26 protein-coding genes are annotated in these 24,137 nt (G+C 61.3%); 21 read left to right on the top strand and 5 right to left on the bottom strand.

Annotation, left to right across the window (positions count from 1 at the left end; all coding sequences use genetic code 11):
• Positions 1–110 precede the first annotated feature (110 nt).
• The 9 genes from J4E53_RS12815 (at position 111) to araH (ending at position 8,036) form a co-directional block, all read left to right on the top strand.
• Positions 111–716, top strand: a complete 606-nt coding sequence (locus tag J4E53_RS12815) for a DUF4823 domain-containing protein (protein ID WP_060741240.1) — start codon at positions 111–113, stop codon at positions 714–716.
• A 15-nt stretch (positions 717–731) separates the two neighbouring features.
• A complete protein-coding gene (locus J4E53_RS12820; RefSeq protein ID WP_060741241.1) occupies positions 732–1,292 on the top strand; it encodes a DUF1285 domain-containing protein in 561 nt (186 codons plus the stop codon).
• Between the two features lie 292 nt (positions 1,293–1,584).
• On the top strand, positions 1,585–2,331 hold the full coding sequence (locus tag J4E53_RS12825; RefSeq protein ID WP_060741242.1) for a FadR/GntR family transcriptional regulator: 747 nt from the start codon (positions 1,585–1,587) through the stop codon (positions 2,329–2,331).
• Positions 2,328–3,203: an SMP-30/gluconolactonase/LRE family protein gene (locus tag J4E53_RS12830; RefSeq protein WP_060741243.1), complete on the top strand. Its 876-nt coding sequence runs from the start codon at positions 2,328–2,330 to the stop codon at positions 3,201–3,203. The genes J4E53_RS12825 and J4E53_RS12830 overlap by 4 nt, the downstream gene beginning before the upstream one ends.
• 112 nt (positions 3,204–3,315) lie before the next feature.
• Positions 3,316–3,447 carry a hypothetical protein gene (locus J4E53_RS30765; RefSeq protein WP_256587133.1) on the top strand — a complete coding sequence of 44 codons (132 nt, stop codon included), beginning with the start codon at positions 3,316–3,318 and terminating at the stop codon, positions 3,445–3,447.
• Positions 3,440–4,258 carry an SDR family oxidoreductase gene (locus tag J4E53_RS12835; RefSeq protein ID WP_103307985.1) on the top strand — a complete coding sequence of 273 codons (819 nt, stop codon included), beginning with the start codon at positions 3,440–3,442 and terminating at the stop codon, positions 4,256–4,258. The genes J4E53_RS30765 and J4E53_RS12835 overlap by 8 nt, the downstream gene beginning before the upstream one ends.
• Positions 4,259–4,432: 174 nt before the next feature.
• Complete coding sequence (locus J4E53_RS12840) at positions 4,433–5,437, top strand: substrate-binding domain-containing protein (protein ID WP_060741245.1); 1,005 nt, start codon at positions 4,433–4,435, stop codon at positions 5,435–5,437.
• Between the two features lie 75 nt (positions 5,438–5,512).
• Entirely contained in the window at positions 5,513–7,057 is a 1,545-nt protein-coding gene (gene araG, locus J4E53_RS12845) for an L-arabinose ABC transporter ATP-binding protein AraG (RefSeq protein ID WP_103307984.1), read from the top strand.
• A 10-nt stretch (positions 7,058–7,067) separates the two neighbouring features.
• The gene (gene araH, locus J4E53_RS12850; RefSeq protein ID WP_060741247.1) at positions 7,068–8,036 is read left to right on the top strand and encodes an L-arabinose ABC transporter permease AraH; all 969 of its coding nucleotides are present in this window, start codon (positions 7,068–7,070) and stop codon (positions 8,034–8,036) included.
• 245 nt (positions 8,037–8,281) lie between these two features.
• Here the strand turns inward: araH and J4E53_RS12855 are convergent, their stop codons facing one another.
• The gene (locus J4E53_RS12855) at positions 8,282–8,662 is read right to left on the bottom strand and encodes a Rho termination factor N-terminal domain-containing protein (RefSeq protein WP_060741248.1); all 381 of its coding nucleotides are present in this window, start codon (positions 8,660–8,662) and stop codon (positions 8,282–8,284) included.
• 36 nt (positions 8,663–8,698) lie between these two features.
• On the bottom strand, positions 8,699–9,043 hold the full coding sequence (locus tag J4E53_RS12860) for a hypothetical protein (RefSeq protein ID WP_060741249.1): 345 nt from the start codon (positions 9,041–9,043) through the stop codon (positions 8,699–8,701).
• A gap of 189 nt (positions 9,044–9,232) precedes the next feature.
• Between J4E53_RS12860 and J4E53_RS12865 the strand changes: the two genes are divergently transcribed.
• On the top strand, positions 9,233–9,715 hold the full coding sequence (locus tag J4E53_RS12865) for a GNAT family N-acetyltransferase (protein ID WP_060741250.1): 483 nt from the start codon (positions 9,233–9,235) through the stop codon (positions 9,713–9,715).
• 5 nt (positions 9,716–9,720) lie between these two features.
• Here J4E53_RS12865 and J4E53_RS12870 read toward each other — a convergent pair whose 3' ends face one another.
• On the bottom strand, positions 9,721–10,353 hold the full coding sequence (locus J4E53_RS12870) for a glutathione S-transferase family protein (RefSeq protein ID WP_092255838.1): 633 nt from the start codon (positions 10,351–10,353) through the stop codon (positions 9,721–9,723).
• A 189-nt stretch (positions 10,354–10,542) separates the two neighbouring features.
• On the opposite strand from J4E53_RS12870, the gene J4E53_RS12875 reads away from it, so the two are divergent.
• From J4E53_RS12875 to J4E53_RS12895, 5 genes are all read left to right on the top strand, one after another.
• The gene (locus J4E53_RS12875; RefSeq protein WP_060741252.1) at positions 10,543–11,523 is read left to right on the top strand and encodes a 2-dehydro-3-deoxygalactonokinase; all 981 of its coding nucleotides are present in this window, start codon (positions 10,543–10,545) and stop codon (positions 11,521–11,523) included.
• Positions 11,524–11,542: 19 nt separating this feature from the next.
• On the top strand, positions 11,543–12,163 hold the full coding sequence (locus tag J4E53_RS12880) for a 2-dehydro-3-deoxy-6-phosphogalactonate aldolase (protein ID WP_003204208.1): 621 nt from the start codon (positions 11,543–11,545) through the stop codon (positions 12,161–12,163).
• A gap of 49 nt (positions 12,164–12,212) precedes the next feature.
• The gene (gene dgoD, locus J4E53_RS12885; RefSeq protein WP_003179439.1) at positions 12,213–13,361 is read left to right on the top strand and encodes a galactonate dehydratase; all 1,149 of its coding nucleotides are present in this window, start codon (positions 12,213–12,215) and stop codon (positions 13,359–13,361) included.
• Between the two features lie 178 nt (positions 13,362–13,539).
• Positions 13,540–14,850: an MFS transporter gene (locus J4E53_RS12890; protein WP_060741253.1), complete on the top strand. Its 1,311-nt coding sequence runs from the start codon at positions 13,540–13,542 to the stop codon at positions 14,848–14,850.
• A 59-nt stretch (positions 14,851–14,909) separates the two neighbouring features.
• On the top strand, positions 14,910–15,713 hold the full coding sequence (locus J4E53_RS12895) for an IclR family transcriptional regulator (RefSeq protein WP_060741254.1): 804 nt from the start codon (positions 14,910–14,912) through the stop codon (positions 15,711–15,713).
• 6 nt (positions 15,714–15,719) lie between these two features.
• On the opposite strand, the gene J4E53_RS12900 is transcribed toward J4E53_RS12895, so the two are convergent.
• The gene (locus J4E53_RS12900) at positions 15,720–16,772 is read right to left on the bottom strand and encodes an NAD(P)-dependent alcohol dehydrogenase (RefSeq protein ID WP_103307982.1); all 1,053 of its coding nucleotides are present in this window, start codon (positions 16,770–16,772) and stop codon (positions 15,720–15,722) included.
• Positions 16,773–16,949: 177 nt separating this feature from the next.
• Between J4E53_RS12900 and J4E53_RS12905 the strand changes: the two genes are divergently transcribed.
• Positions 16,950–17,840, top strand: coding sequence for an AraC family transcriptional regulator (locus J4E53_RS12905; RefSeq protein WP_103307981.1), 891 nt, complete (start codon positions 16,950–16,952; stop codon positions 17,838–17,840).
• A gap of 183 nt (positions 17,841–18,023) precedes the next feature.
• Here J4E53_RS12905 and J4E53_RS12910 read toward each other — a convergent pair whose 3' ends face one another.
• A complete protein-coding gene (locus J4E53_RS12910) occupies positions 18,024–19,688 on the bottom strand; it encodes an electron transfer flavoprotein-ubiquinone oxidoreductase (RefSeq protein ID WP_103307980.1) in 1,665 nt (554 codons plus the stop codon).
• Between the two features lie 544 nt (positions 19,689–20,232).
• Here J4E53_RS12910 and J4E53_RS12915 point away from each other — a divergent pair.
• From J4E53_RS12915 to J4E53_RS12935, 5 genes are all read left to right on the top strand, one after another.
• Positions 20,233–20,982: an electron transfer flavoprotein subunit beta/FixA family protein gene (locus J4E53_RS12915; protein WP_014339477.1), complete on the top strand. Its 750-nt coding sequence runs from the start codon at positions 20,233–20,235 to the stop codon at positions 20,980–20,982.
• Positions 20,983–20,984: 2 nt separating this feature from the next.
• Complete coding sequence (locus J4E53_RS12920; RefSeq protein ID WP_103307979.1) at positions 20,985–21,914, top strand: electron transfer flavoprotein subunit alpha/FixB family protein; 930 nt, start codon at positions 20,985–20,987, stop codon at positions 21,912–21,914.
• Between the two features lie 92 nt (positions 21,915–22,006).
• A complete protein-coding gene (locus tag J4E53_RS12925) occupies positions 22,007–22,831 on the top strand; it encodes an ABC transporter substrate-binding protein (RefSeq protein ID WP_060741259.1) in 825 nt (274 codons plus the stop codon).
• A 9-nt stretch (positions 22,832–22,840) separates the two neighbouring features.
• Positions 22,841–23,200, top strand: a complete 360-nt coding sequence (locus J4E53_RS12930) for a DUF4398 domain-containing protein (RefSeq protein ID WP_003204190.1) — start codon at positions 22,841–22,843, stop codon at positions 23,198–23,200.
• Complete coding sequence (locus tag J4E53_RS12935; RefSeq protein ID WP_103307978.1) at positions 23,197–24,006, top strand: OmpA family protein; 810 nt, start codon at positions 23,197–23,199, stop codon at positions 24,004–24,006. Before J4E53_RS12930 ends, J4E53_RS12935 begins: the two co-directional genes overlap by 4 nt.
• Positions 24,007–24,137: the final 131 nt, after the last annotated feature.

Raw genomic sequence — 24,137 nt, forward strand, 5'->3', positions numbered from 1 at the left:
GCAATTTCCCATTCCCCTGGGCACATCTGACCCCATCTCGATGAGCTGGCGCAAAAGCTGCATCCCACGACCATTCGCCGGTTTTCCGACACCGGTTTCTGGAGGGTAGGATGCGTAGCCTGGTTTTGCTGCTGGCCGTTTTGGTGCTTGGCGGTTGTATGAATGTCAGCGACATGGGAGAGGGCGTTCGTTATCACATGAGCGACGCCGGCCTGCTGGACCATAGCGACAGCCGTCGTGTGAACAACCTGCGTATTCAGCCTGACTCGTTCATCTACATCGCCCAGGGCGCCTTCGCTCCGCCGGGCAGTGCCTATCCGCGTCCCAACGTGGTGGCCGAAGAAGCCTTCAATGGCTTCATCGAATATTTCCCCATGGTCCGTCGCGCCCGTGTTCCCGAAGGCCTCGACCAGGCCATGGGCGAAGCCCGTTCCGCCGGTGCCCATTACCTGTTGTACACCCGCTTCGCCAAGGCCGATAACCGCATCGGCAACACCGACGAATGGCAGGATGAAGAGGCCGTGGATCGCCTCGGTGTCGATACCAGCGTGATTCAAATCATGTTGATCGAGACCAGTACCCAGTATTTGATTGATACTGCACGGATCAAGAGTCGTGGCGGTTTACTGACGTTGCACGACAAACAGCCCCAGGACCTCATCGCCACGCCGTTGCGTGAGTATGCCCGCAGCCTGCTGGGGATGAGCGACGAGTAATCACAAGGAGTCACCATGAGCGGACCGCAAAAAGCCAATGACTTGCTGGGGCAGATCCCCAAGACCAAAGGCCTGCCGCCGGTCCACTTGTGGAACCCGGATTTCTGCGGCGACATCGACATGCGCATCGCCCGGGACGGTACCTGGTACTACCTGGGCACGCCCATCGGGCGAAAACCGATGGTCAAGCTGTTCTCCACCATCATCCGCCGCGACGGCGATGATTACTTCCTGATTACCCCTGTGGAAAAAGTCGGCATCAAGGTCGATGACGCGCCGTTCGTGGCCGTGACCCTCGAAGTTGAAGGGCAGGGGGAAGGGCAGTTGTTGCGCTTCACCACCAATGTCGAGGAAACCACTGAGGCTGGCGCCGAGCACCCGTTGCGGGTGGTGATCGATCCCCAGACCCAGGAACCGGCGCCGTATGTGCATGTGCGCAGCAATCTCGAAGCGCTGGTCCATCGCAATGTGTTCTACCAGCTGGTGGAGCTGGCGGTCAGTCGCGAGATCGACGGGCAGCGCTGGTTGGGCGTGTGGAGTGGTGGCGTGTTCTTCCCGATAGGCCTGGAACCCTGAGCCCTTGTGGGAGCGATGGTTGATCCAATATCTGTGTTGACTGGACGTCCGCTATCGCGAGCAAGCTCGCTCCCACAGTGAATTTGGGGTGCCTGCAATATTTGTGTACGCCACCAGACCCTGTGGGAGCGAGCTTGCTCGCGAAGGCGTCGGCACATCCAGCCTCTTCTTGACTGACCCACCGCTATCGCGAGCCAGCCCGCTCCTACAGTGGCCAAGTGAAATTCAAATTGACACCCAATCATATGATGATTAGCGTGGGCCTCCAATAAGAGTGGCCCGCGGGGTTTTCATGTCCAGCAGTTTTCATGCATCGACCGTCGATTGGCTGGGGGGCTGGATAGCCGCCGGCCAGGTCAAGCCTGGGCAAACCATCAAGGTCGAAGCGGACCTGGGCGAGCAACTGGGCGTCAGTCGCACGGTGATTCGCGAGGCGATCAAGACCCTGGTGGCCAAAGGGATGCTGGAAGTCGGGCCGAAAGTCGGCACGCGGGTGTTGCCGGTGCGCCGCTGGAACCTGTTCGACCCCCAAGTGGTGGGCTGGCTGTCCCGCAGCGGCCTGCCGGAAAACTTCGTCGATGACTTGCTGGACCTGCGCCGTACCATCGAGCCGATGGCGGTGCGCTGGGCCTGCGAGCGGGCCACCGCCGACCAGGTGCAGGCGATCCGCCTGGCCTACCATGCGCTGGAACGGGCGGTGGACAGCGGCGCCGATTACAACCGCGCGGACCAGTTTTTCCACGAGTGCATTCTGGCCGCCAGTCATAATCAATTCATCGAACAAATGGTCCCGGCCCTGGGGGCGCTGCTGGCGGTGTCATTCGAGGTGTCGGCGGCCGACCCGGATGAACTGCGCCGCACCTTGCCCATCCACAAGGACATCGCCGACGCCATCGCCGCCCGTGACGCGGCGCGGGGTGTCTGGGCCTGCATGACGCTGATCGATAACGCCGACCTGGCGATCAAACGCTTTTACCCCAATGTCATGGCGGGTCGAACAGACGCCGCCGGGCAAGTCGGGAACGGGAGGTTTCAATGAAGTGGACGGCTGTGACGGAACACCGGGCGAAATTGGGCGAAGGGCCGTTCTGGGATGCGCCGACCCAAGCCTTGTATTGGGTCGATATCGCCGGCAAGCAGGCCCTGCGGCTGATCGGCGCCAATGTGGAGATCTGGCAGATGCCCGAGCATGTTTCCGCTTTTATACCTACCCAAAGTGGCGACGCGCTGGTGACCCTGAGCAGTGGCGTCTACCGCCTCGATCTTGATTCGCCGGGCCTGGAACCGCGCCTGACATTGCTGTGCATGGCCGACCCCCAGCCAGGCAATCGCGCCAACGAGGCCCGTTGCGACCCCCAGGGTCAACTCTGGCTCGGCACGATGCAAAACAACATCGGTGCCGAAGGCGAGGACTTGCCGATCGAGCACCGGTCCGGCGGCCTGTTTCGCGTCGGGAGTGATGGCCGGGTCCTGCCCTTGTTGCGCGGGCTGGGCATCCCGAACACCCTGCTCTGGAGCCCCGATGGCACCACGGTGTATTTCGGCGACAGCCTGGATGGCACGGTGTATCGGCACTTTATTTACCCGGAAGGCAACCTGGCGCCTGCCGAGGTCTGGTTCGGTCCGCACCCCCGTGGCGGCCCGGATGGCTCGGCGATGGATGCCCGAGGGTATATCTGGAACGCCCGCTGGGACGGCAGTTGCCTGTTGCGGCTGACCCCGGACGGGCAGGTTGATCGGGTGATCGAATTGCCCGTCAGCCGCCCGACCAGTTGTGTATTCGGCGGTGAAGACCTCAAGACGTTGTACATCACCAGCGCGGCGAGCCCATTGGGTCATCCGCTGGACGGTGCCGTGCTGTCGATGCGTGTCGACGTGCCTGGCGTGGCCTGTACAAGGTTTGCTGGCTGAATCCCAAAATATGGGATGTAAATATATATATTGAGATTATTTGGCAGCCGGGTTTATAGTCGGCTCCATCGGCAATACGCACTCACACTAAAAAAACAAAACAGGTGAAGTGATGCAACGATCTTTCCCCGTACGCCCCGACGGCGTACGCCGGCCACTGTTCTTTCAAACGCCTTCGCGCCGGTCATCGGTGGATGCCCGGGTTTTGTCGTGCCTGCGCAAAGGAGCCTTGAGCCATGGCTGAGCCTTTGGTCTTGCCACCCGTGCCGGAGCCACCCAAGGGCGAACGCCTGAAGGACAAGGTGGTGCTGTTGACCGGTGCCGCCCAAGGCATTGGCGAAGCCATCGTCGCGGCATTCGCTTCGCAACAGGCCCGGTTGGTGATCAGTGATATCCAGGCGCAGAAAGTCGAGGCGGTGGCCGCCCATTGGCGTGAACGCGGCGCCGATGTGCACGCACTGCAGGCCGATGTGTCGAAGCAGCAGGACTTGCAGGCCATGGCCCGTTGTGCCGTCGAGCTGCACGGCCGCATCGATGTGTTGGTCAACTGCGCCGGCGTCAATGTCTTCCGTGACCCGCTGGAAATGACCGAAGAGGACTGGCGCCGTTGCTTCGCCATCGACCTGGATGGTGCCTGGTACGGTTGCAAGGCGGTGCTGCCACAGATGATCGAGCAGGGCGTGGGCAGCATCATCAACATTGCCTCCGTCCATTCGTCCCACATCATCCCCGGCTGTTTTCCTTACCCGGTGGCCAAGCACGGCCTGCTGGGCCTGACCCGCGCCCTGGGCATCGAATACGCGCCCAAAGGGGTACGCGTCAACGCCATCGCCCCGGGGTACATCGAAACCCAACTGAACGTCGACTACTGGAACGGCTTTGCCGATCCCCATGCCGAACGCCAGCGTGCGCTGGATCTGCACCCGCCACGGCGCGTCGGGCAACCGATCGAAGTGGCAATGACGGCCGTGTTCCTGGCCAGTGATGAAGCACCGTTTATCAATGCCTCATGCATCACCATCGATGGAGGACGTTCGGTCATGTACCACGACTGAATATTCCTGGATTGCAGTGGGAAACTTCGCCTGTAATCCAATCATCATACGATATGACTATTTAGGCCTATGCTGTGTAGCAACTTGATGTAACCGCCCAGCCTGCGCACTTCCACCGTCGGTGGAGCAGACCCTGGACGTTTGGCTTTCAATAAAAAAAACAAGGAGTCAACTATGAATCATCGTCGTGGGATCCGTTCCCTGTGTCGCGCCGCCCTGGCGGTCACCGCGGTCAGCCTCAGCAGCAGCTTGCTGGCGGCCGATCCCGTAAAAATCGGTTTCCTGGTCAAGCAGGCCGAGGAGCCTTGGTTCCAGACCGAATGGGCGTTCGCCGAGAAGGCGAGCAAGGACAAAGGCTTCGAGTTGATCAAGATCGCCGTGCCTGACGGCGAGAAGACCCTCTCGGCCATCGACAGCCTGGCCGCCAACGGTGCCAAGGGCTTTGTGATCTGCCCGCCGGACGTGTCCCTCGGCCCGGCCATCATGGCCAAGGCCAAGCTCAACGATCTCAAGGTGATTGCCGTGGACGACCGGTTCGTCGATGCCAACGGCAAATTCATGGAGGACGTGCCGTACCTGGGCATGGCCGCGTTCGAGGTGGGTCAGAAGCAGGGCGCCGCCATGGCCGCCGAAGCGAAAAAGCGCAACTGGGAGTGGAAAGATACCTACGCGGTGATCAACACCTTCAACGAGCTGGACACCGGCAAGAAGCGCACCGACGGTTCGGTCGATGCCTTGAAGAAGGCCGGGATGCCGGCAGACCACATCCTTTATTCGGCGCTCAAGACCCTCGACGTACCCGGTAGCATGGACTCCACCAACTCGGCGTTGGTGAAGCTGCCAAGCGCTGCGAAAAACCTGATCATCGGCGGCATGAACGACAACACCGTGCTGGGCGGCGTGCGCGCCACCGAAGCGGCCGGGTTCAAGGCGGCCAATGTAATCGGCATCGGCATCAACGGCACCGACGCCATCGGTGAATTGAAGAAACCTGACAGCGGCTTCTTTGGTTCGATGCTGCCAAGCCCGCACATCGAAGGCTACAAGACCGCCGAAATGATGTACGAGTGGATCACCACCGGCAAGGAACCGCCGAAGTACACCGCCATGGACGAGGTGACGCTGATCACTCGGGAGAACTTCAAGCAGGAGCTGGAAAAGATCGGCCTGTGGAACTGACGGTCGGTTGATTCAAAAGCGGCCCTGGCCACATGAGTGGCGGGGTCGCTTGATCTCTGTAAGTTCGAGGTGGTTATGCAAGCGCAAACAGCGACACGGCAACACAACATCGGCGGCAGCTTGCGGTTCAACGGGATCGGCAAATCCTTTCCCGGCGTGCAGGCGCTGGCCAATATCAGTTTCGTCGCGCATCCGGGGCAGGTGCATGCCTTGATGGGCGAGAACGGCGCGGGCAAGTCCACGTTGCTGAAGATCCTCGGTGGCGCCTACATCCCGAGCAGCGGCGACCTGCAGATCGGCGAACAGACGATGGCCTTCAAAGGCACCGCCGACAGCATCGCCAGCGGGGTGGCGGTGATTCACCAGGAGCTGCACCTGGTGCCGGAAATGACCGTCGCTGAAAACCTGTTTCTCGGCCATTTGCCGGCGCGTTTCGGCCTGGTCAACCGTGGCGTGCTGCGCCAGCAGGCGCTGACGCTACTCAAAGGCCTGGCCGACGAAATCGACCCACAGGAAAAAGTCGGTCGCCTGTCCCTCGGCCAGCGCCAATTGGTGGAAATCGCCAAGGCCTTGTCCCGTGGCGCCCACGTCATTGCCTTCGACGAACCCACCAGTAGCCTGTCGGCTCGGGAAATCGACCGTTTGATGGCGATCATCGCCCGCTTGCGAGACGAGGGCAAAGTGGTGCTGTACGTCAGCCACCGCATGGAAGAAGTGTTCCGTATCTGTAACGCGGTGACGGTATTCAAGGACGGTCGTTATGTCCGGACCTTCGAAAACATGAGCGAGCTGACCCACGATCAGTTGGTCACGTGCATGGTCGGTCGCGATATCCAGGACATCTATGATTACCGCCCTCGGGAGCGCGGCGATGTGGCGCTGCAGGTGAAGAGCCTGCTGGGGCCGGGCTTGCGCGAACCGGTGAGTTTCCAGGTGCACAAGGGTGAAATCCTCGGACTGTTCGGGCTGGTCGGTGCCGGTCGTACCGAGCTGTTTCGCTTGCTCAGTGGCCTGGAGCGCCAGAGCGAGGGAAGCCTCCTGCTGCATGGCAAGGAGTTGAAGCTGCGTTCGCCACGGGATGCCATTGCCGCCGGCGTGCTGCTGTGCCCGGAAGATCGCAAGAAGGAAGGCATCATCCCACTGGGCAGCGTGGGCGAGAACATCAACATCAGTGCCCGTCCGGCCCATTCCGCGCTCGGCTGCCTGCTGCGCGGCGACTGGGAGCGGGGCAATGCCGACAAGCAGATCAAGTCGCTGAAGGTGAAGACCCCGGCGGCCAGCCAGAAAATCATGTACCTGTCCGGCGGCAATCAGCAGAAGGCGATTCTCGGTCGCTGGCTGTCGATGCCGATGAAAGTCCTGCTGCTGGACGAACCGACCCGTGGCATCGATATCGGCGCCAAGGCGGAGATCTACCAGATTATCCACAACCTGGCGGCCGATGGCATCGCGGTGATTGTGGTGTCCAGCGACCTGATGGAAGTGATGGGCATTTCCGACCGAATCCTGGTGCTTTGCGAAGGGGCCATGCGCGGCGAGCTGTCGCGTGACCAGGCCAACGAATCCAACCTGCTGCAACTGGCGCTGCCGCGCCAACGCGTTGCCGACGCGGCGAACTGAGAGGTAAATCATGACCATTCAAAACAATGCACTGCCGACGGCACGCAAACCCCTGGACCTGCGCCGTTTCCTGGATGACTGGGTCATGCTGCTGGCGGCCATCGGTATCTTCGTGCTCTGCACCTTGATGATCGACAACTTCCTGTCGCCGTTGAACATGCGCGGCCTGGGCCTGGCGATTTCCACCACCGGCATCGCCGCGTGCACCATGTTGTATTGCCTGGCGTCCGGGCACTTCGACTTGTCGGTCGGTTCGGTGATTGCCTGTGCCGGCGTGGTCGCAGCGGTGGTGATGCGCGACACCAACAGCGTGTTCCTCGGCGTCAGCGCGGCGCTGGCGATGGGGCTGATCGTTGGCCTGATCAACGGCATCGTCATCGCCAAGCTGCGGGTCAACGCCTTGATCACCACCCTGGCGACCATGCAGATCGTCCGTGGCCTGGCCTACATCTTTGCCAACGGCAAGGCGGTGGGTGTCTCGCAGGAATCGTTCTTCGTGTTCGGCAACGGCCAATTGTTCGGCGTGCCGGTGCCGATCCTGATCACCATCGCCTGCTTCCTGTTTTTCGGCTGGCTGCTGAACTACACCACCTACGGGCGCAACACCATGGCCATCGGTGGCAACCAGGAAGCGGCGTTGTTGGCAGGGGTGAACGTCGATCGCACCAAGATCATCATCTTCGCCGTGCATGGCTTGATCGGCGCCTTGGCCGGGGTCATCCTGGCGTCGCGCATGACCTCGGGCCAGCCGATGATCGGCCAGGGCTTCGAATTGACGGTGATCTCGGCCTGCGTGCTGGGTGGGGTGTCGTTGAGCGGTGGCATCGGCATGATTCGCCATGTCATTGCGGGTGTGCTGATTCTGGCGATCATCGAAAACGCGATGAACCTGAAGAACATCGACACCTTCTATCAATACGTCATCCGCGGCTCGATCCTGTTGCTGGCGGTGGTGATTGACCGGTTGAAGCAGCGCTGAAGCTTGCGTCGGCCGGGCTGCCCACGGGCAAGCCCGGTTTTTTGACCTGATGCAGACCCAACAATGTGGGAGCGGGCTTGCCCGCGAAGGCGGTGGCACATTCGGCATTGATGCAAGCTGACCCACCGCTTTCGCGAGCAAGCTCGCTCCCACAGGTTTTTGTGTCCGGCACAACATCGCGACACAGCGCCGATCCCATGTGGGAGCGAGCTTGCTCGCGATGGCGTCCTCCCTGACGCCAACAATCACCCCGCTTTGCGCAACGCTTCGACCAACTCCTGCTTGCGCATCTTCGACCGTCCGGGAATGTTTTTCGCCCGGGCCTCCTTCATCAGGCTGTCCACAGTCTGGGTCCCATGGGAGGCCTTGCTGCTGCGCGGGTGACCTTCGCGGGTCTTGGCGGCGCGGCGGGCCGATTCCTTGCGGTCGGTTTTCTTTTGCTCAGCCGGTTTAGTCTTTCCCGAGCCACCAGAGCGTTCGCCGCCACCGGACTGTTTGTTTACCGTCGCCCAGGCCCGTGCCTCGGCTTCGTTCTCCGATACACCTTTTTTCTCGTAGCTTTGCTCGATGTGCGCGGCTTTGCGCTTTTGCTCGCTGGTGTATTTGTCTTTGCTTCCACGAGGCATGGGATTTTCCTCCTCAAGTGTCCGGGCAGAAGCTGCTTACTGGCTGGCAGCGCCACCTTCGGAGCCCGAACCACCGGTCGTGGTTTTCGAACCCACGCCGGTCTCGGCGTTGTCAGGGGCGGTGGAGTCAGGCGTATTCATGCCGCCCTGGCGTCCCATGTCATTACCCTGCACGCGTGGATCGGTGCCGGTGGCAGGTGGCTGGCCATTGTTCAGGCCGCCGCCGGTGCCGTCGGTGTTCAGCTTGGGCAGGCCTTGCGTGGCTGGAGAATTGGGCGCCTGTACCGGGTCGGTGGGGCCGGTGCCGGAAGTGGACGCCGCGAAAGCCACCGAAGACAACAGCGTGGCGAGTGTGAATGCAGTCAGCCTTGAAGTGATCATGGTGTCGCCTCCATTTTTCAGAATGCTTACCCGATCTTGGGCCGTGGTGGTTTTGAGTTGGTGCCTCGGGCGCGACGAACGGCACTTGTGAAAGAAGCTCGCGTCGACGATCAAATAGTTGGATCGGTATGTGACGAGCGCCGCGCAGCGGCTTAGTATGGCGCTTTCAATTGGCTACAAGGCCTGTTCATGTCGATCGAGATCCGTCCTGCGCAACCCAGCGATGCGCCTCAAATCCTTGCCTTCATCACCGAGTTGGCCGATTACGAAAAAGCCCGCCACGAAGTCATCGCCAGTGTGGCCGACATCGAGCGCAGCCTGTTCAGCGAAGGCGCGACCGCCCACGGGCTGATCTGCCTGCGTGATGGCGTGCCGATTGGTTTCGCGGTGTTTTTCTTCAGTTATTCCACTTGGCTGGGCAGTAACTGCTTGTACCTCGAAGACCTGTACATCACGCCTGAGCAGCGCGGTGGCGGGGCGGGCAAGACGCTGTTGCGCCACCTGGCGAAGATCGCCTGCGACAACGATTGCGGTCGCTTCGAATGGAGCGTGCTGGACTGGAACACACCGGCCATCGAGTTCTACAAATCCCTCGGCGCGCAACCCCAGGAAGAATGGGTGCGCTACCGAATGGACGGCAAGGTGCTACGGGATTTCGCTAACGGCCACTGAGCACTTCATGAGTGTGCGGCAGACGCGTACTCGGCAAACCCCGGTCGTTGCTCGAGGCGTTTGCAGTAGGCCGCCACGGCTGGATAGTCGGGACGCTCCATGGGCGCCTGGCGCCACCGGTGTACGGACAGGCCGATGAGCACGTCCGCGAGGGAAAACGCCGTACCGGCCACGTAGGCGCCGGTGCGGTTCAACTGCTGCTCCAGCAACCCCATCTTCTCGTTCCAGCCCTTGATGCCGGCGGCGATGCGCTGTGGGTCCTGGAAGTCCGGATTCTTGCGCACCAGGGCGTGGAAGGCGTAGCCCCAGGACGGGTTGAGCTCCGTGGCTTGCCAATCCATCCACTGTTCGATTCGCGCCCGGGCGGCAGGCTCGACAGGTAGCAGATCGCTGGGCCCATGCTTGCCCACCAGGTAGCGGCATATGGTATTGGATTCCCAGAACACGCCGTTCTCATCAATGATCACCGGCACCTGGGCATTGGGATTCAAGGCCAGGAACGCCGGGTCCTGGGTCGAGGCGAAGCCGATGCCCCAATCTTCGCGCTCGTAGGCGATGTCCAGTTCCTGGCAGGTCCACAGCACTTTTCTGACGTTGATCGAAGACGTGCGGCCGAGGATTTTCAGCAGTTGTCCCATCACTTTTTCCCTAGTTGTTTGGCGTCCGGCCAGAAAACGTAGCAGGGTCTTGGACGGATGGCGATTGGCTTTGTAGGTGATGTATTTTTGTCCCAATATATGGGAGTGATATTTATATATTGAGATTTAGTTGATCCCAGGTTTATAGTCCGTCTCACTCACTGCCAAAAAACAAAACAGGTGAAGCGGATGCAGGCGCAATTGATCGCGCTCGATTGGGGGACCACCTCATTACGGGCTTACAAACTCGCTGCCGGTGGCGAGGTGCTCGAGCAGCGTTCGCTGTCGTCGGGGATCATGCAGTTGCCGTCCGGGCCGCGAAACGTGGCCGGCCAGGTGTGCATCGACGGTTTCGAGTTGGCCTTCGACGAGGCCTGCGGCGACTGGCTCGATGCCCAGCCAGGCTTGCCTGTCATTGCCTGTGGCATGGTCGGCAGTGCTCAGGGCTGGCGTGAAGCGCCGTACTGCGACACACCCGCCAACGTCGCCAATCTCGGACATTCCCTACAAACCGTTCGCAGCCTTCGCGGTGTCGATGTGCACATCGTGCCAGGCGTGATTCAGCGTTCGCGCTTGCCCAATGTCATGCGCGGCGAAGAAACCCAAGTGCTCGGTGCCTTGCACAGTCTGCCGGACGAAGCGGTGCTGATCGGCCTGCCCGGCAGCCATTCGAAATGGGTGGAAGTGGCCGATGGCCGCATCGTGCATTTCGATACCTTCATGACCGGCGAGATCTTCGCCGTGCTCAGTGACCACAGCATTCTCGGTCGCACCCAGCAACGGAGTGTGACCTTCGATGGCGTGGCCTTTGATCGCGGCGTGCAAGTGGCGTTGTCGGTGGACGGTCAGATCGGCCCGTTGTCCACCGTGTTCAGCGCCCGCAGCCTGGGCTTGACCGGCGAGTTGGGCGCCAGCGCCCAAGCGGACTACCTCTCGGGCCTGTTGATCGGCCATGAGCTGACAGCGCTGGCCCAGGTACAACGCCGACGCCGCGACAGCCTGCACCTGCCGACGGTGGTGCTGATCGGCAACTCCCAACTCTGTGTCCGTTATCAACGGGCCCTCGACGCCTGCGGCTTCGCCCGGGTGGTCCTGGCCGAACAGGCCACCGAACGCGGTTTGTGGCAACTGGCCGTGGCGGCCGGGTTGCTCGATTCCACCGCCCCCTGAACCTGACTGGAGGTCTGACATGCTCACACAAGCACTGGCGCACAACGGGTTGATCGCGATCCTGCGTGGCCTGCGTCCCGAAGAGGCGGCGGCCATCGGCGAAGTCCTGTACAGCGCCGGATTTCGCGTCATCGAAGTACCGCTCAATTCCCCCGAACCGTACGAAAGTATTCGCATCCTGCGCAGTACCTTGCCCGCCGATTGCCTGATCGGTGCCGGCACCGTGCTGACGCCGGAACAGGTGGAACAGGTGAAAGCCGCCGGTGGCCAAGTGATCGTCATGCCCCACAGCGATCCGAAGGTGCTGCGTGCGGCGAAAGCGGCGGGCTTGTATTTGTCGCCAGGCGTCGCCACGCCCACCGAAGCCTTTGCCGCACTGGCCGAGGGCGCCCATGTGCTGAAGATGTTTCCCGCCGAGCAAATGGGCCCGGCGGTGGTCAAGGCCTGGCTCGCGGTGCTGCCGGCCGGGACCGTGCTGGTGCCGGTGGGTGGGATTACGCCGGACAACATGGCGGTGTTCGTCGAAGCCGGCGTCAAGGGTTTCGGCCTCGGTTCCGGATTGTTCAAGCCGGGCCTGACAGCGGATGAAGTGGCGGTGCGCGCCAAGGCCTATGTGGCCGCATGGAATGCCTTGAACTGAAGACTTTTCCAGCGCCCCGTGCGCTGCATCTGACAAGAGAGACAACAAGATGAAAATCACCAAGCTGACCACGTTTATCGTTCCGCCGCGCTGGTGCTTCCTCAAGGTCGAGACCGACGAGGGCGTGACCGGTTGGGGCGAGCCTGTGGTCGAAGGCCGTGCCCACACGGTGGCGGCTGCCGTCGAGGAGTTGTCCGACTACCTGATCGGCAAAGACCCCCGCAACATCGAAGACATCTGGACCGTGCTCTATCGCGGCGGCTTCTACCGCGGCGGGGCCATTCACATGAGCGCCCTGGCGGGCATCGACCAGGCGTTGTGGGACATCAAGGGCAAGGCCCTGGGCGTGTCGGTCAGCGACCTGCTGGGCGGCCAGGTGCGGGACAAGATCCGTGTGTATTCGTGGATCGGCGGCGACCGGCCGGCGGACACCGCTCGCGCGGCGAAAGAGGCGGTGGCGCGGGGCTTCACCGCAGTGAAGATGAACGGCACCGAAGAGCTGCAGTTCCTCGACACCTTCGAGAAAGTCGATCTGGCCCTGGCCAACGTGGCGGCGGTGCGCGATGCGGTCGGGCCGAACGTCGGCATTGGCGTGGACTTCCACGGCCGCGTGCACAAGCCGATGGCCAAGGTGCTGATGAAGGAGCTCGACCCCTACAAACTGATGTTTATCGAAGAGCCGGTGCTCAGCGAAAACTACGAAGCCCTCAAGGAACTGGCGCCGCTGACCAGCACGCCGATTGCCCTGGGCGAGCGGTTGTTTTCCCGCTGGGATTTCAAGCGCGTGCTCAGCGAGGGCTACGTGGACATCATCCAGCCGGACGCATCCCACGCCGGTGGCATCACCGAAACCCGCAAGATCGCCAACATGGCCGAGGCCTACGACGTGGCGCTGGCGCTGCACTGCCCGCTGGGCCCCATCGCCCTGGCGGCGTGCCTGCAACTGGATGCGGTCTGCTACAACGCGTTCATCCAGGAGCAAAGCCTGGGCATCCACTACAACGAGAGCAACGACCTGCTGGACTACATCAAGGATCCGCAGGTGTTCGACTACGACAAGGGCTTCGTGAAGATCCCCAATGGCCCGGGCCTGGGCATCGAGATCAACGAGGAATACGTCATCGAACGCGCGGCCATCGGCCACCGCTGGCGCAACCCGATCTGGCGCCATGCCGATGGCAGTTTTGCCGAGTGGTGAGTCACGCCTGATCACCCTGTGTAAGCCATGGAATCCTGTGGGAGCAAGGCTTGCCCGCGATGAACGATGACGCGGTCCGACTGGAAAACCCATCGCCTGTATCGCGGGCAAGCCTTGCTTCCACAGGGGCTTGCTCCACCTTTGCCATATTCGACAAATATAAAAAGAGGCACCTCACATGCAAGCGCACACCCTGAGCGCGCAGGCGTCGTTGGTGACGCCCAGCCGCAAGCGTTTTTTCATCATGGTCCTGCTGTTCATCACCGTGGTGATCAATTACCTGGACCGCAGCAACCTCTCGATTGCCGCTCCCGCGCTGACCAGCGACCTGGGTATCGATCCAATCCATGTCGGGCTGATTTTCTCGGCGTTCGGCTGGACCTACGCCGCCATGCAGATTCCCGGTGGCTGGCTGGTGGACCGGGTGCCGCCGCGCATTCTCTATAGCGTGGCATTGCTGTTGTGGTCGGTGGCCACGGTGATGCTGGGGTTCGCCGCCAGCTTCATCGCGTTGTTCGTGCTGCGCATGGCGGTCGGAGCCCTGGAAGCACCGGCTTATCCGATCAACAGCCGTGTGGTGACCACCTGGTTTCCCGAGCGCGAGCGGGCCACGGCCATCGGTTTTTACACCTCCGGACAATTTGTCGGGCTAGCCTTCCTGACGCCGGTATTGGCCTGGCTGCAACACGCCTTCGGCTGGCACATGGTGTTTGTCGCCACGGGCGCGGTGGGCATTCTCTGGGCGGTGATCTGGTACGCGGTGTATCGCGAGCCCCGGGATTTCAAAGGCGCCAATGCCGCTGAAATCGAGCTGATCCGCGAAGGCGGCGGGCTGGTGGATATCCAGGCCGATACCGCCAAGGTCAAGGCGAAATTCAGTTGGTCCGACCTGGGCATCGTCCTGACGCAACGCAAGTTGTGGGGCATTTACCTGGGGCAGTTCTGCCTCAACTCCACGCTGTGGTTTTTCCTGACGTGGTTCCCCACCTACCTGGTGAAGTATCGCGGCATGGACTTCATCAAGTCCGGCTTGCTGGCGTCGTTGCCGTTCCTCGCGGCGTTTGTCGGCGTGCTGTGCTCCGGGTTCTTCTCCGACTGGTTGATTCGTCGCGGCGCCACCGTGGGGTTCGCGCGCAAGCTGCCGATCATTGGCGGGTTGCTGATCTCGACCTCGATCATCGGCGCCAACTTTGTCGAGTCGACGCCACTGGTGATCGCTTTCCTGGCCCTGGCGTTCTTCGGCAATGGCCTGGCGTCGATCACCTGGTCGCTGGTGTCGACCCTGGCGCCGGCACGACTGCTCGGGTTGACCGGCGGGGTGTTCAACTTCATCGGTAACCTGGCGGCCATCGCCACGCCGATCGTGATTGGCTTCCTCGCCAGCGGCGATTCGTTCGCCCCGGCCATTACCTATATCTCGGTCCTGGCATTGGCTGGCGCGCTGTCCTACATCCTGCTGGTCGGGAAGGTCGAGCGCATCGAGTTGTAGTCCGACGGGGCGGGCGACCATAATGCCGCCCGTTCCCCGCTCACTGTTGAAGGCCGGCTATGCAGCAAGACGATCCAAAAATCACCAAGGACGCCGCACCAACAGGCACGCAGACATTGCTGCGTGGTCTGGGCGTGGTCCAGGCGGTCGCCAGCGGCGCCCGTGACTTGAAGGAAATCGCCCGGCTGATCGGCACCACCCGCAGCACCACCCATCGCCTGGCCAGTTGCCTGGTGGACGAACGTTACCTGCGCGTGGTGCCGCAAGTGGGTTACCTGCTGGGGCCGAAGTTGATCGAGTTGGGCTTCCAGGCCCGGGAAGAACTGCCACTGGTGAGCCTGGCGGGGCCGTACCTGGACGAGCTGTCGGCGTTGACCGGGGACACCGTTCACCTGGCGATTCGCGAGGGCGACGAAGTCTTGTACCTGCTGAAGAATCCGGGGCGTAACGGCCCGGAAATGCGCTCGCGCGTGGGCCATCGCATGCCGTTGGCACGCACCGGGATCGGCAAGGCGCTGATGCTCGATGACACTCAGGAACAATGGCAGCGGCTGTATGAAATCAGCCTGCCGGCGGGTGGGAAGCATCAGTTCTGGCCCCAGCATCAGGAGCAATCCTGGGAACAGTTCCAGCAACGGATGCTGGAGTACGTGGCGGGGGGCTATGCCTTCGACCTGGAAGACAACGAACCGTCGATTCGCTGTGTGGCGGCGCCGATCCGTGATGCCGGCAAGCGCATCGTCGCCGGTATCAGCATCGCCAGCACTGTGCCGTACATGCCGCTGGAAAAGATGGCCGAGCTGATTCCCCTGGTCAAAGGGGTCACAGCCCGGCTGTCGGCGGAACTGGGCGCCAAGGTCTGACGAACGTCAGGCCTTGAGCGTCGCCATGTCGATGACGAAGCGGTACTTCACGTCCCCGGCGATCATGCGGCTGTAGGCCTCGTTGATCTGGCGGATGTCGAGCATTTCAATGTCGCAGCTGATGTTGTGTTCAGCGCAGAAGTCCAGCACTTCCTGGGTTTCGGCGATACCGCCGATCAACGAGCCGGCCAGGACGCGACGACCCATGATCAAGTTGGCCGCATGGACTGGTGGATCGATCGGCTCGACCAGGCCCACCAGGATGTGTACACCGTCGAATCGCAGGGTACTGAGGTAGGGGTTCAGGTCGTGCTGCACCGGAATGGTGTCCAGCAGGAAGTGGAAGCGTCCGGCCGCGGCGGCCATCTGCTCGGCGTCAGTGGACACGATCACATGGTCGGCGCCCTGGCGACGGGCTTCTTCGGCCTTGCTGGCCGAGCGGGTGAACAGTGTCACTTCTGCACCCATGGCCTTGGCGAACTTGATGCCCATGTGGCCGAGTCCGCCCATGCCTAGCACGCCGACCTTGTCGCCGGCCTTCACGCCGTAGTGCTTGAGCGGCGAGTAGGTGGTGATGCCCGCGCAAAGAATCGGCGCGGCACTGGCCGGGTCGAGTGCTGCCGGGATGCGCAGCACAAAGTGCTCCTTGACCACGATGCTGTTGGAGTAACCGCCCATGGTGTGGCCGCCGCTGATGCGATCAGGGCTGGCGTAGGTCTGGGTCATGCCTTGGTAGCAGTATTGCTCCAGGTCGGCATGACAGGCTTCGCACTCGCGGCAGGAGTCGACCATACAGCCAACACCGACCAGATCGCCGACTTTATAGCGGGTGACGTCCGCGCCGACGGCGGTGACTTTGCCGATGATTTCATGGCCGGGCATCAGCGGGTAAACGGCGATGCCCCATTCATTGCGGGCCTGATGGATGTCGGAGTGACAGACGCCGCAGTAGAGAATGTCGATCGCCACATCGTCGGCTCGCGGGCTGCGACGTTCGAATTTCATGGGGGCGAGGGGAGTGGTGGCCGACTGGGCGGCATATCCGATGGCTGTGTACATGATGGACCTCGCTAAGCAGTGAACGGTAGGGTTCCATTGTGGGAGTACGGTCCGTGCACGGCGATGACGATTCCTACGGGTGTCATGCCTAATCCTCCGCCCTTGGCCGTGGATTGGTTCTATGTGACGCCAGACCTGCGATGATGTTCCCATCCATTTTTTCGTGAAGTTTTCATCATGTTGTTGACCCGCCATCTCGATGCCAACGCGGCGCTGGTTTCGCTGATCGAACCTCTGGCGACCCGTGACGGTTTTATCCCGACCTCGCTGCCTGGGGTACAAGTCCTGCGGTGCAGCGAGGACATCGCCCGTGGTCCGCAGCTCTACGAGCCAAGCCTGGTGATCATTGCCCAAGGCAGCAAGCTGGCTTACCTGGGACCGCGCACGCTGGAGTACGGCGCCGGGCACTACCTGATCCAGGCGCTGCCGGTGCCGTTCGAGTGCGAAACCTATGCCATGCCCGATGCTCCGTTGCTCGGGATTTCCGTGGCGATCGATCGGGCGATGCTGGGGGAACTGGTGCTGGCCATGGGGTTGACGCCGGGGCGAAGCCTGGCGGCGCAGACGCCTGAATCCATGACCAGCGCCGCGCTCGATGGTGCTATGCGAGGGTGTGTCGAGCGATTGTTGCACTGCTTGCACGACCCCTTGGAATGCCAGGTCATGGGCCAGGCACGACTGCGAGAATTGCTGTTCGTCGCCTTGCGCGGGCCTCAGGCCGACGTATTGCGAGCGTTGGTGGAGCAGCATGGGCAATTCGCTCGGATTGCCGCGGCGCTGAGCCATCTGCATGCGCATTTCACCGAGCCGCTGAACGTCGAGACACTGGCCAGTTGCGCGAACATGAGCGCATCGACCTTTCATGAGCATTTCAAGCGCAGCACGTTGTTGTCGCCGGTGCAGTACCTCAAGCGCTTGCGTTTGCTCAAGGCGCAGCGGCTGCTGCTCATCGACGGTATGGGTGTGGCCCAGGTGGCACATCAGGTGGGGTATCAGAGCCCGTCGCAGTTCAGTCGGGAGTACAAGCGCTACTTCGAACGCAACCCCGGGGAAGAGCGCGCCGCCTGATCCTGCGATGTTCCCCTGTGGGAGCGAGCTTACTCGCGATAGCGGTGTATCAGTCGATATCTGTGTTGAATGAGAAATCGCCATCGCGAGCAAGCTCGCTCCCACATTGGGTTGCGGTGCTCCTTGGATGGCAGGCAACAAAAAGGCCCCCATTGCGGGAGCCTCGATGTTCAGCGTGTCGGCTTACATGTTCGGGTAAGTCGGCCCGCCAGCGCCTTCCGGGGATACCCAGGTGATGTTCTGCGCAGGGTCCTTGATGTCACAGGTCTTGCAGTGCACACAGTTCTGGGCGTTGATCTGGAAGCGTTTCTCGCCGTCTTCCTTGGTCACCACTTCGTACACGCCAGCCGGGCAGTAGCGCTGGGCCGGTTCGTCGTACAGCGGCAGGTTCTTGCCGATCGGGATGCTCGGGTCGGTCAGCTTCAGGTGGCAGGGCTGTTCTTCTTCATGGTTGGTACCGGAGATGAACACCGAGCTGAGTTTGTCGAAGCTGATCTTGCCGTCCGGTTTCGGGTAGTCGATCTTCTTGCAATCGGCCGCCAGCTTGAGGCAGGCATAGTCCGGCTTGTTGTCGTGCAGGGTGAACGGTATTTTGCCGCCGAAGATGTTCTGGTCGAGCCAGTTGAAACCACCGCCGACGATCGCGCCGTACTTGTGGATCGCGGCACCGAAGTTGCGACTGGCGAACAGTTCTTCGTACAGCCAACTGCTCTTGAAATTGTCGACGTAGGCGGTCAGTTCATCACCGCCTTCGGACTCGGCGAACAAGCGATCGGCCACGGCCTCGGCGGCGAGCATGCCGGATTTCATGGCGGTGTGGCTGCCCTTGATCTTGGCGAAGTTCAGGGTGCCGAGGTCGCAACCGATCAGCGCACCGCCCTTGAAGACCATTTTCGGCAACGAGTTCAGACCGCCCTTGCAGATGGCACGGGCGCCGTAGCTGACGCGCTTGCCGCCTTCCAGGTACTGCTTGAGCACCGGGTGATGCTTGAGGCGCTGGAACTCGTCGAACGGCGACAGGAAGGTGTTGCTGTAGGACAGGTCGATAATCAGGCCGACCACCACCTGGTTGTTTTCCAGGTGATAGAGGAAGGAACCGCCGGTGTTCTCGGTGCCCATGATGTCCAGCGGCCAACCAGCGGTGTGCACCACCAGGCCGGGTTGATGCTTGGCCGGGTCGATTTCCCAGATTTCCTTCAGGCCGATGCCGTAGTGCTGGGCATCGGCTTCGCTGTCCAGGTTGAAACGCTTGATCAACTGCTTGCCGATGTGACCACGGCAGCCTTCGGCGAACAGCGTGTATTTGCCGCGCAGTTCCATGCCAGGGGTGTAGAGGCCTTCCTTCGGGTGACCTTCACGGTCGACACCCAGGTCGCCGGTGATGATCCCGCGCACCACGCCGTTCTCGTCGAACAGCGCTTCCTGGGCGGCGAAGCCCGGGTAGATTTCCACACCCAGGTTCTCGGCCTGCTGGGCCAGCCAGCGGCACAGGTTGCCCAGGGAAATAATATAGTTGCCTTCGTTGTGCATGGTCTTGGGCACGAAGAAGTCAGGGATTTTGCTCGCAGCCTCGGCGTTTCTCAGGACATAAATGTCATCGCGAACGACGGGCGTGTTCAACGGCGCGCCGAGTTCTTTCCAGTCCGGGAACAGTTCGTTCAGGGCGCGGGGCTCGAACACCGCGCCGGAGAGGATGTGCGCACCGACTTCGGAACCTTTTTCGACCACGCAGACGCTGATTTCCTTACCGGCTTCGGCGGCCTTCTGTTTCAGTCGGCAAGCGGCAGACAGGCCAGCGGGGCCGGCACCGACGATGACCACGTCGAATTCCATGTATTCGCGTTCCACAGGCTATCTCCTACTCAAGGCTCACAGTTTTTCTAATTGGAGGTTTGGCGTTGCATCCGTTGTTTCCTTCGCGAAAAGCGACGAAAGCGACAATGGATGAACCGCGGGTCTCTCTTAAGCGGCGCATTATATCTACACCACTCTCAGGGTCCAATACAAACGTTTGTTTGAAATTGCCGCAGCCCAGATAAATCACTGACGTACGGCTTATGACTGACCATTTTGCCGTATTGACCGGAATAGGTGTTCCGGTCAAGATACGGGCGGTTTTGCGCTCGCCGTAGGCTGACTGTTGGTTTCAAGAGCACCTCTAAAGACAGGGCGAAGGCAGCACAAAGTGACGTATTGCGCGGTTCCGAGGCGCAGTTTACACGCCGCGATAATGAATGACTCATCGGTCATCACTGACGAATGGTCTTCACTCCCGTGAGCAGGGTCATGTGTGGTTCATGCCGGCGTTTTTAGAGGTGCCCTTGCGCCCATGAGCATCAACCGCCAGGTTCGCCTAGGCGACTTTTTTTCACCGGAGAGTAACGAGGAATCCATGAAGGTTCTTGTAGCTGTCAAACGAGTGGTCGACTATAACGTCAAGGTTCGCGTCAAGGCGGACAACTCCGGCGTCGACCTCGCCAACGTCAAGATGTCGATGAACCCCTTCTGCGAAATCGCCGTGGAAGAAGCCGTACGCCTGAAAGAGAAAGGCGTGGCAACGGAAATCGTCGTCGTCTCCATCGGCCCGACCACCGCCCAGGAACAACTGCGCACCGCGCTGGCACTGGGTGCCGATCGCGCCATCCTCGTCGAATCCGCCGAAGACCTGACTTCCCTGGCCGTGGCCAAGCTGCTCAAGGCCGTTGTCGACAAGGAACAGCCATCGCTGGTGATCCTCGGCAAGCAAGCCATCGACAGCGACAACAACCAGACCGGCCAGATGCTCGCGGCATTGAGCGGCTACGGTCAGGGCACCTTCGCGTCCAAAGTCGAAGTGTCCGGCGACAGCGTTGCCGTGACTCGCGAGATCGACGGCGGCGCGCAGACGGTTTCCCTGAAACTGCCGGCCATCGTTACCACCGACCTGCGTTTGAACGAGCCGCGTTATGCGTCGTTGCCAAACATCATGAAAGCCAAGAAGAAGCCGCTTGAAGTGCTGACGCCTGACGCTTTGGGCGTTTCCACCGCCTCCACCAACAAGACCCTCAAAGTCGAAGCGCCGGCTGCACGCAGCGCGGGCATCAAGGTCAAGTCGGTGGCTGAACTGGTCGAGAAACTGAAAAACGAAGCGAAGGTAATCTAAACATGACTATCTTGGTAATCGCCGAACACGATAACAAGGTGCTGGCTCCGGCCACGCTGAACACCGTTGCTGCTGCCGCCAAAATCGGTGGCGATGTGCACGTCCTGGTGGCCGGGCAGGGCGCAAGCGCCGTTGCCGAAGCCGCTGCGAAAATCGCTGGCGTGGCAAAAGTGCTGTCGGCCGACAACGCCGCCTACGCACACCAGTTGCCGGAGAACATCGCGCCGCTGGTAGCCGAGTTGGGCAAGGGCTACAGCCACATCCTGGCAGCCGCCACTTCCAACGGCAAAAACATCCTGCCGCGTGTTGCCGCTGCGCTGGACGTCGATCAGATCTCCGAGATCATCTCGGTAGAAAGCGCCGACACCTTCAAGCGTCCGATCTACGCCGGTAACGCCATTGCCACCGTGCAATCGAACGCATCGGTCAAGGTCATCACTGTCCGCGCCACCGGTTTCGACCCGGTTGCCGCCGAAGGTGGCTCGGCTGCCATCGAAGCTGTTGCTGCTGCCCACGACGCTGGGATCTCCAGCTTCGTTGGTGAGGAGCTGGCCAAGTCCGATCGTCCTGAACTGACCGCTGCCAAGATCGTCGTTTCCGGCGGCCGTGGCATGCAGAACGGCGACAACTTCAAGCACCTGTACGCCCTTGCCGACAAACTGGGTGCTGCCGTCGGTGCTTCCCGCGCCGCGGTCGACGCCGGTTTCGTACCCAACGACATGCAGGTCGGCCAGACCGGCAAGATCGTTGCCCCCCAGCTGTACATCGCCGTCGGTATCTCCGGCGCGATCCAGCACCTGGCCGGCATGAAAGACTCCAAGGTGATCGTTGCGATCAACAAGGACGAAGAAGCGCCGATCTTCCAGGTGGCTGACTATGGCCTGGTGGCGGACTTGTTCGAAGCCATCCCTGAGCTGGAGAAGCTGGTCTAATCCGGCGTCTTCACTTATAAAGAGCCCGGCCCTTTGGCCGGGCTTTTTATTTTTCGCACTGATTGTTTTCGCTGCAAGGGGAGCGTATCGCCATGGATCTGCGTCGTTTGACCGGCTGGTCGTTGCTGTGGGCGTTGGCGATCATGCCGGGCCTGTCTGTCGCCGCCGGCAAATGTGAACGCCTGATCGCCACCGGCAGCCCGGACGCACCGCCTTACCTCTGGCAAGACCCTCAGGACCCCAAACACCTGATCGGCGCTGGCGCAGACCTGCTGGCGCAAGTGGCAGGCGAACTGGGGATCAAGATCGAGCTGCTTTACGCGGGCAAGCGCGCCCAGGCACTGGATGAAGTGCGCAGTGGGCGCATGGACCTGCTCACCGATGCGCCACTGACCAGCACGGGGCTTGAAGCGTTGGACTACGTCCACCCGCCATTGCTGGAAAACGATTATCTGGTCTGGACCCGCAAGGATTCGACACTGGTCATCAACCAGCCCGAAGACCTCCAAGGACATCCCGGGGCCCTGTCGGAAAAGGCGCGTATGACCCAGGGATTTGGCGTTTTTGCCGAGCAGAAATTGGCCTTGGTGCGCACACCCAACCTGACCCAGGCCTTTCAGAAATTGCTGCTGGGAGAGGTGGAATATGTCCTGGCGGGTCGCTATTCGGGCCTGGCGATGGCGCAGACCCTGGGCATGGCCAACGATCTGCAAGCCGCACCGCAACCGGTGGACAAACCCGGGCTGTTCCTCGCGGTTTCCCATAACTCCGCCTGCAATGACCCATGGTTACGCGGACAGCTGGCGCAAAAGATGACAGAATTGGCCGCGTCCGGTCTGACGGAGGCTGTGTTGCAGCGCAATCTCGAGCGCTGGAAAACACAGTTGCAGCCGCCTGTCAGTGCCCCAAAACAGTAGGGAACATTAGTGACTATTCGACCTCTTTTCGCTGCCCTGGCCGTTCTGGCTCTGGCGGGCTGCGCAGCCGATCCGGCGCCGAATGAACAGATCCGCCTGACCGAACAGGCACTGGAACAGGCCCGGGCCGTTGGCGCCACCGCCGACGAAGTGCCCGAATTGAAACTGGCTGAAGAAAAATTCGCTCGCGCCAAATCCAACATGGCCGACGAATCCTACAAGAAGGCGCGCATGCGGGCCGAACAGGCTGAACTCGACGCCCGCCTGGCCGAAGCGAAGGTGCTGACCCTCAAGAGCCAGGAGCAACTGAACGTGCTCGACACCCGCATCAAGCGCTTGCGCAAACAGCTGAGGGAGGATGCCCAATGAAGCACTCCCACGTATTGGGCGGTCTGGTCCTCGCCGGCCTGGCCAGCTTGTATGGCTGTGCCGGCCAACGCAGCGAAGCGGCGATCGAGCAGGCCAGCACCGATTTCCAGAAGGTCAAGGAAGACGCCAACGTATTGCGTGCCGCGCCCCGGGACGTGATCCGCGCCGGTGAATCCCTGGCCCGTGCCGATCGCTTGTCCAGCTATTGGGGCAGCGGCGAGGATGTGCAGCATTACGCTTACCTGAGCCAGCGCTACAGTGCGATCGCCCGGGAGCACAGCAATCAGGTGCTCAACGAAGAACGCGCGGCGAAGCTCGAACTGGAGCGCCAGCGCCTGCAGCTGGCCCTGCGCGAATCCAAGTTGCTGAGTGTGCAGCAGCAGGGCAAGTGGCTCGAAGAACAGATCATGGCGATGGCGACCACCCAGACCGATCGCGGCCTGGTGATGACCCTGGGCGACGTGCTGTTCGACACTGGCGAAGCGGAACTGAAAAATTCGGCCAACCGGGTGGTGCTCAAGATTGTGCAGTTCTTGCAGCTCAATCCCAAGCGCGTGGTGCGTATCGAGGGATACACCGACAGCACGGGCGGCAAGCAGGAAAACCTCAAGCTGTCTCGCGACCGCGCGCAAGCGGTCGCGGATGTGCTGGTGGACCTGGGGATTGATGAAAAGCGCATCCAGGTCGAAGGCTACGGTGATGAGTACCCGGTGGACGTCAACGCTTCCGAGCGGGGCCGGGCCCAGAACCGTCGCGTTGAAATTGTGTTCTCCGACGAAAAAGGCCAGCTCGGCGCCGCCCGCTAAGGGTTGCGTCACTGGAAAACCCGGCCCCTGTAGCAGGCGCCGGGTTTTTTTAGCCCTGCAATCGATGCAGGATGAGTACAGTTAGAGCTGTCACTCCACTGTACTGTCGAGTAATCTGGCAACTGTCCCAG

Source organism: Pseudomonas sp. FW305-28, assembly GCF_017351395.1.
Lineage (GTDB): Bacteria > Pseudomonadota > Gammaproteobacteria > Pseudomonadales > Pseudomonadaceae > Aquipseudomonas > Aquipseudomonas fluorescens_AA.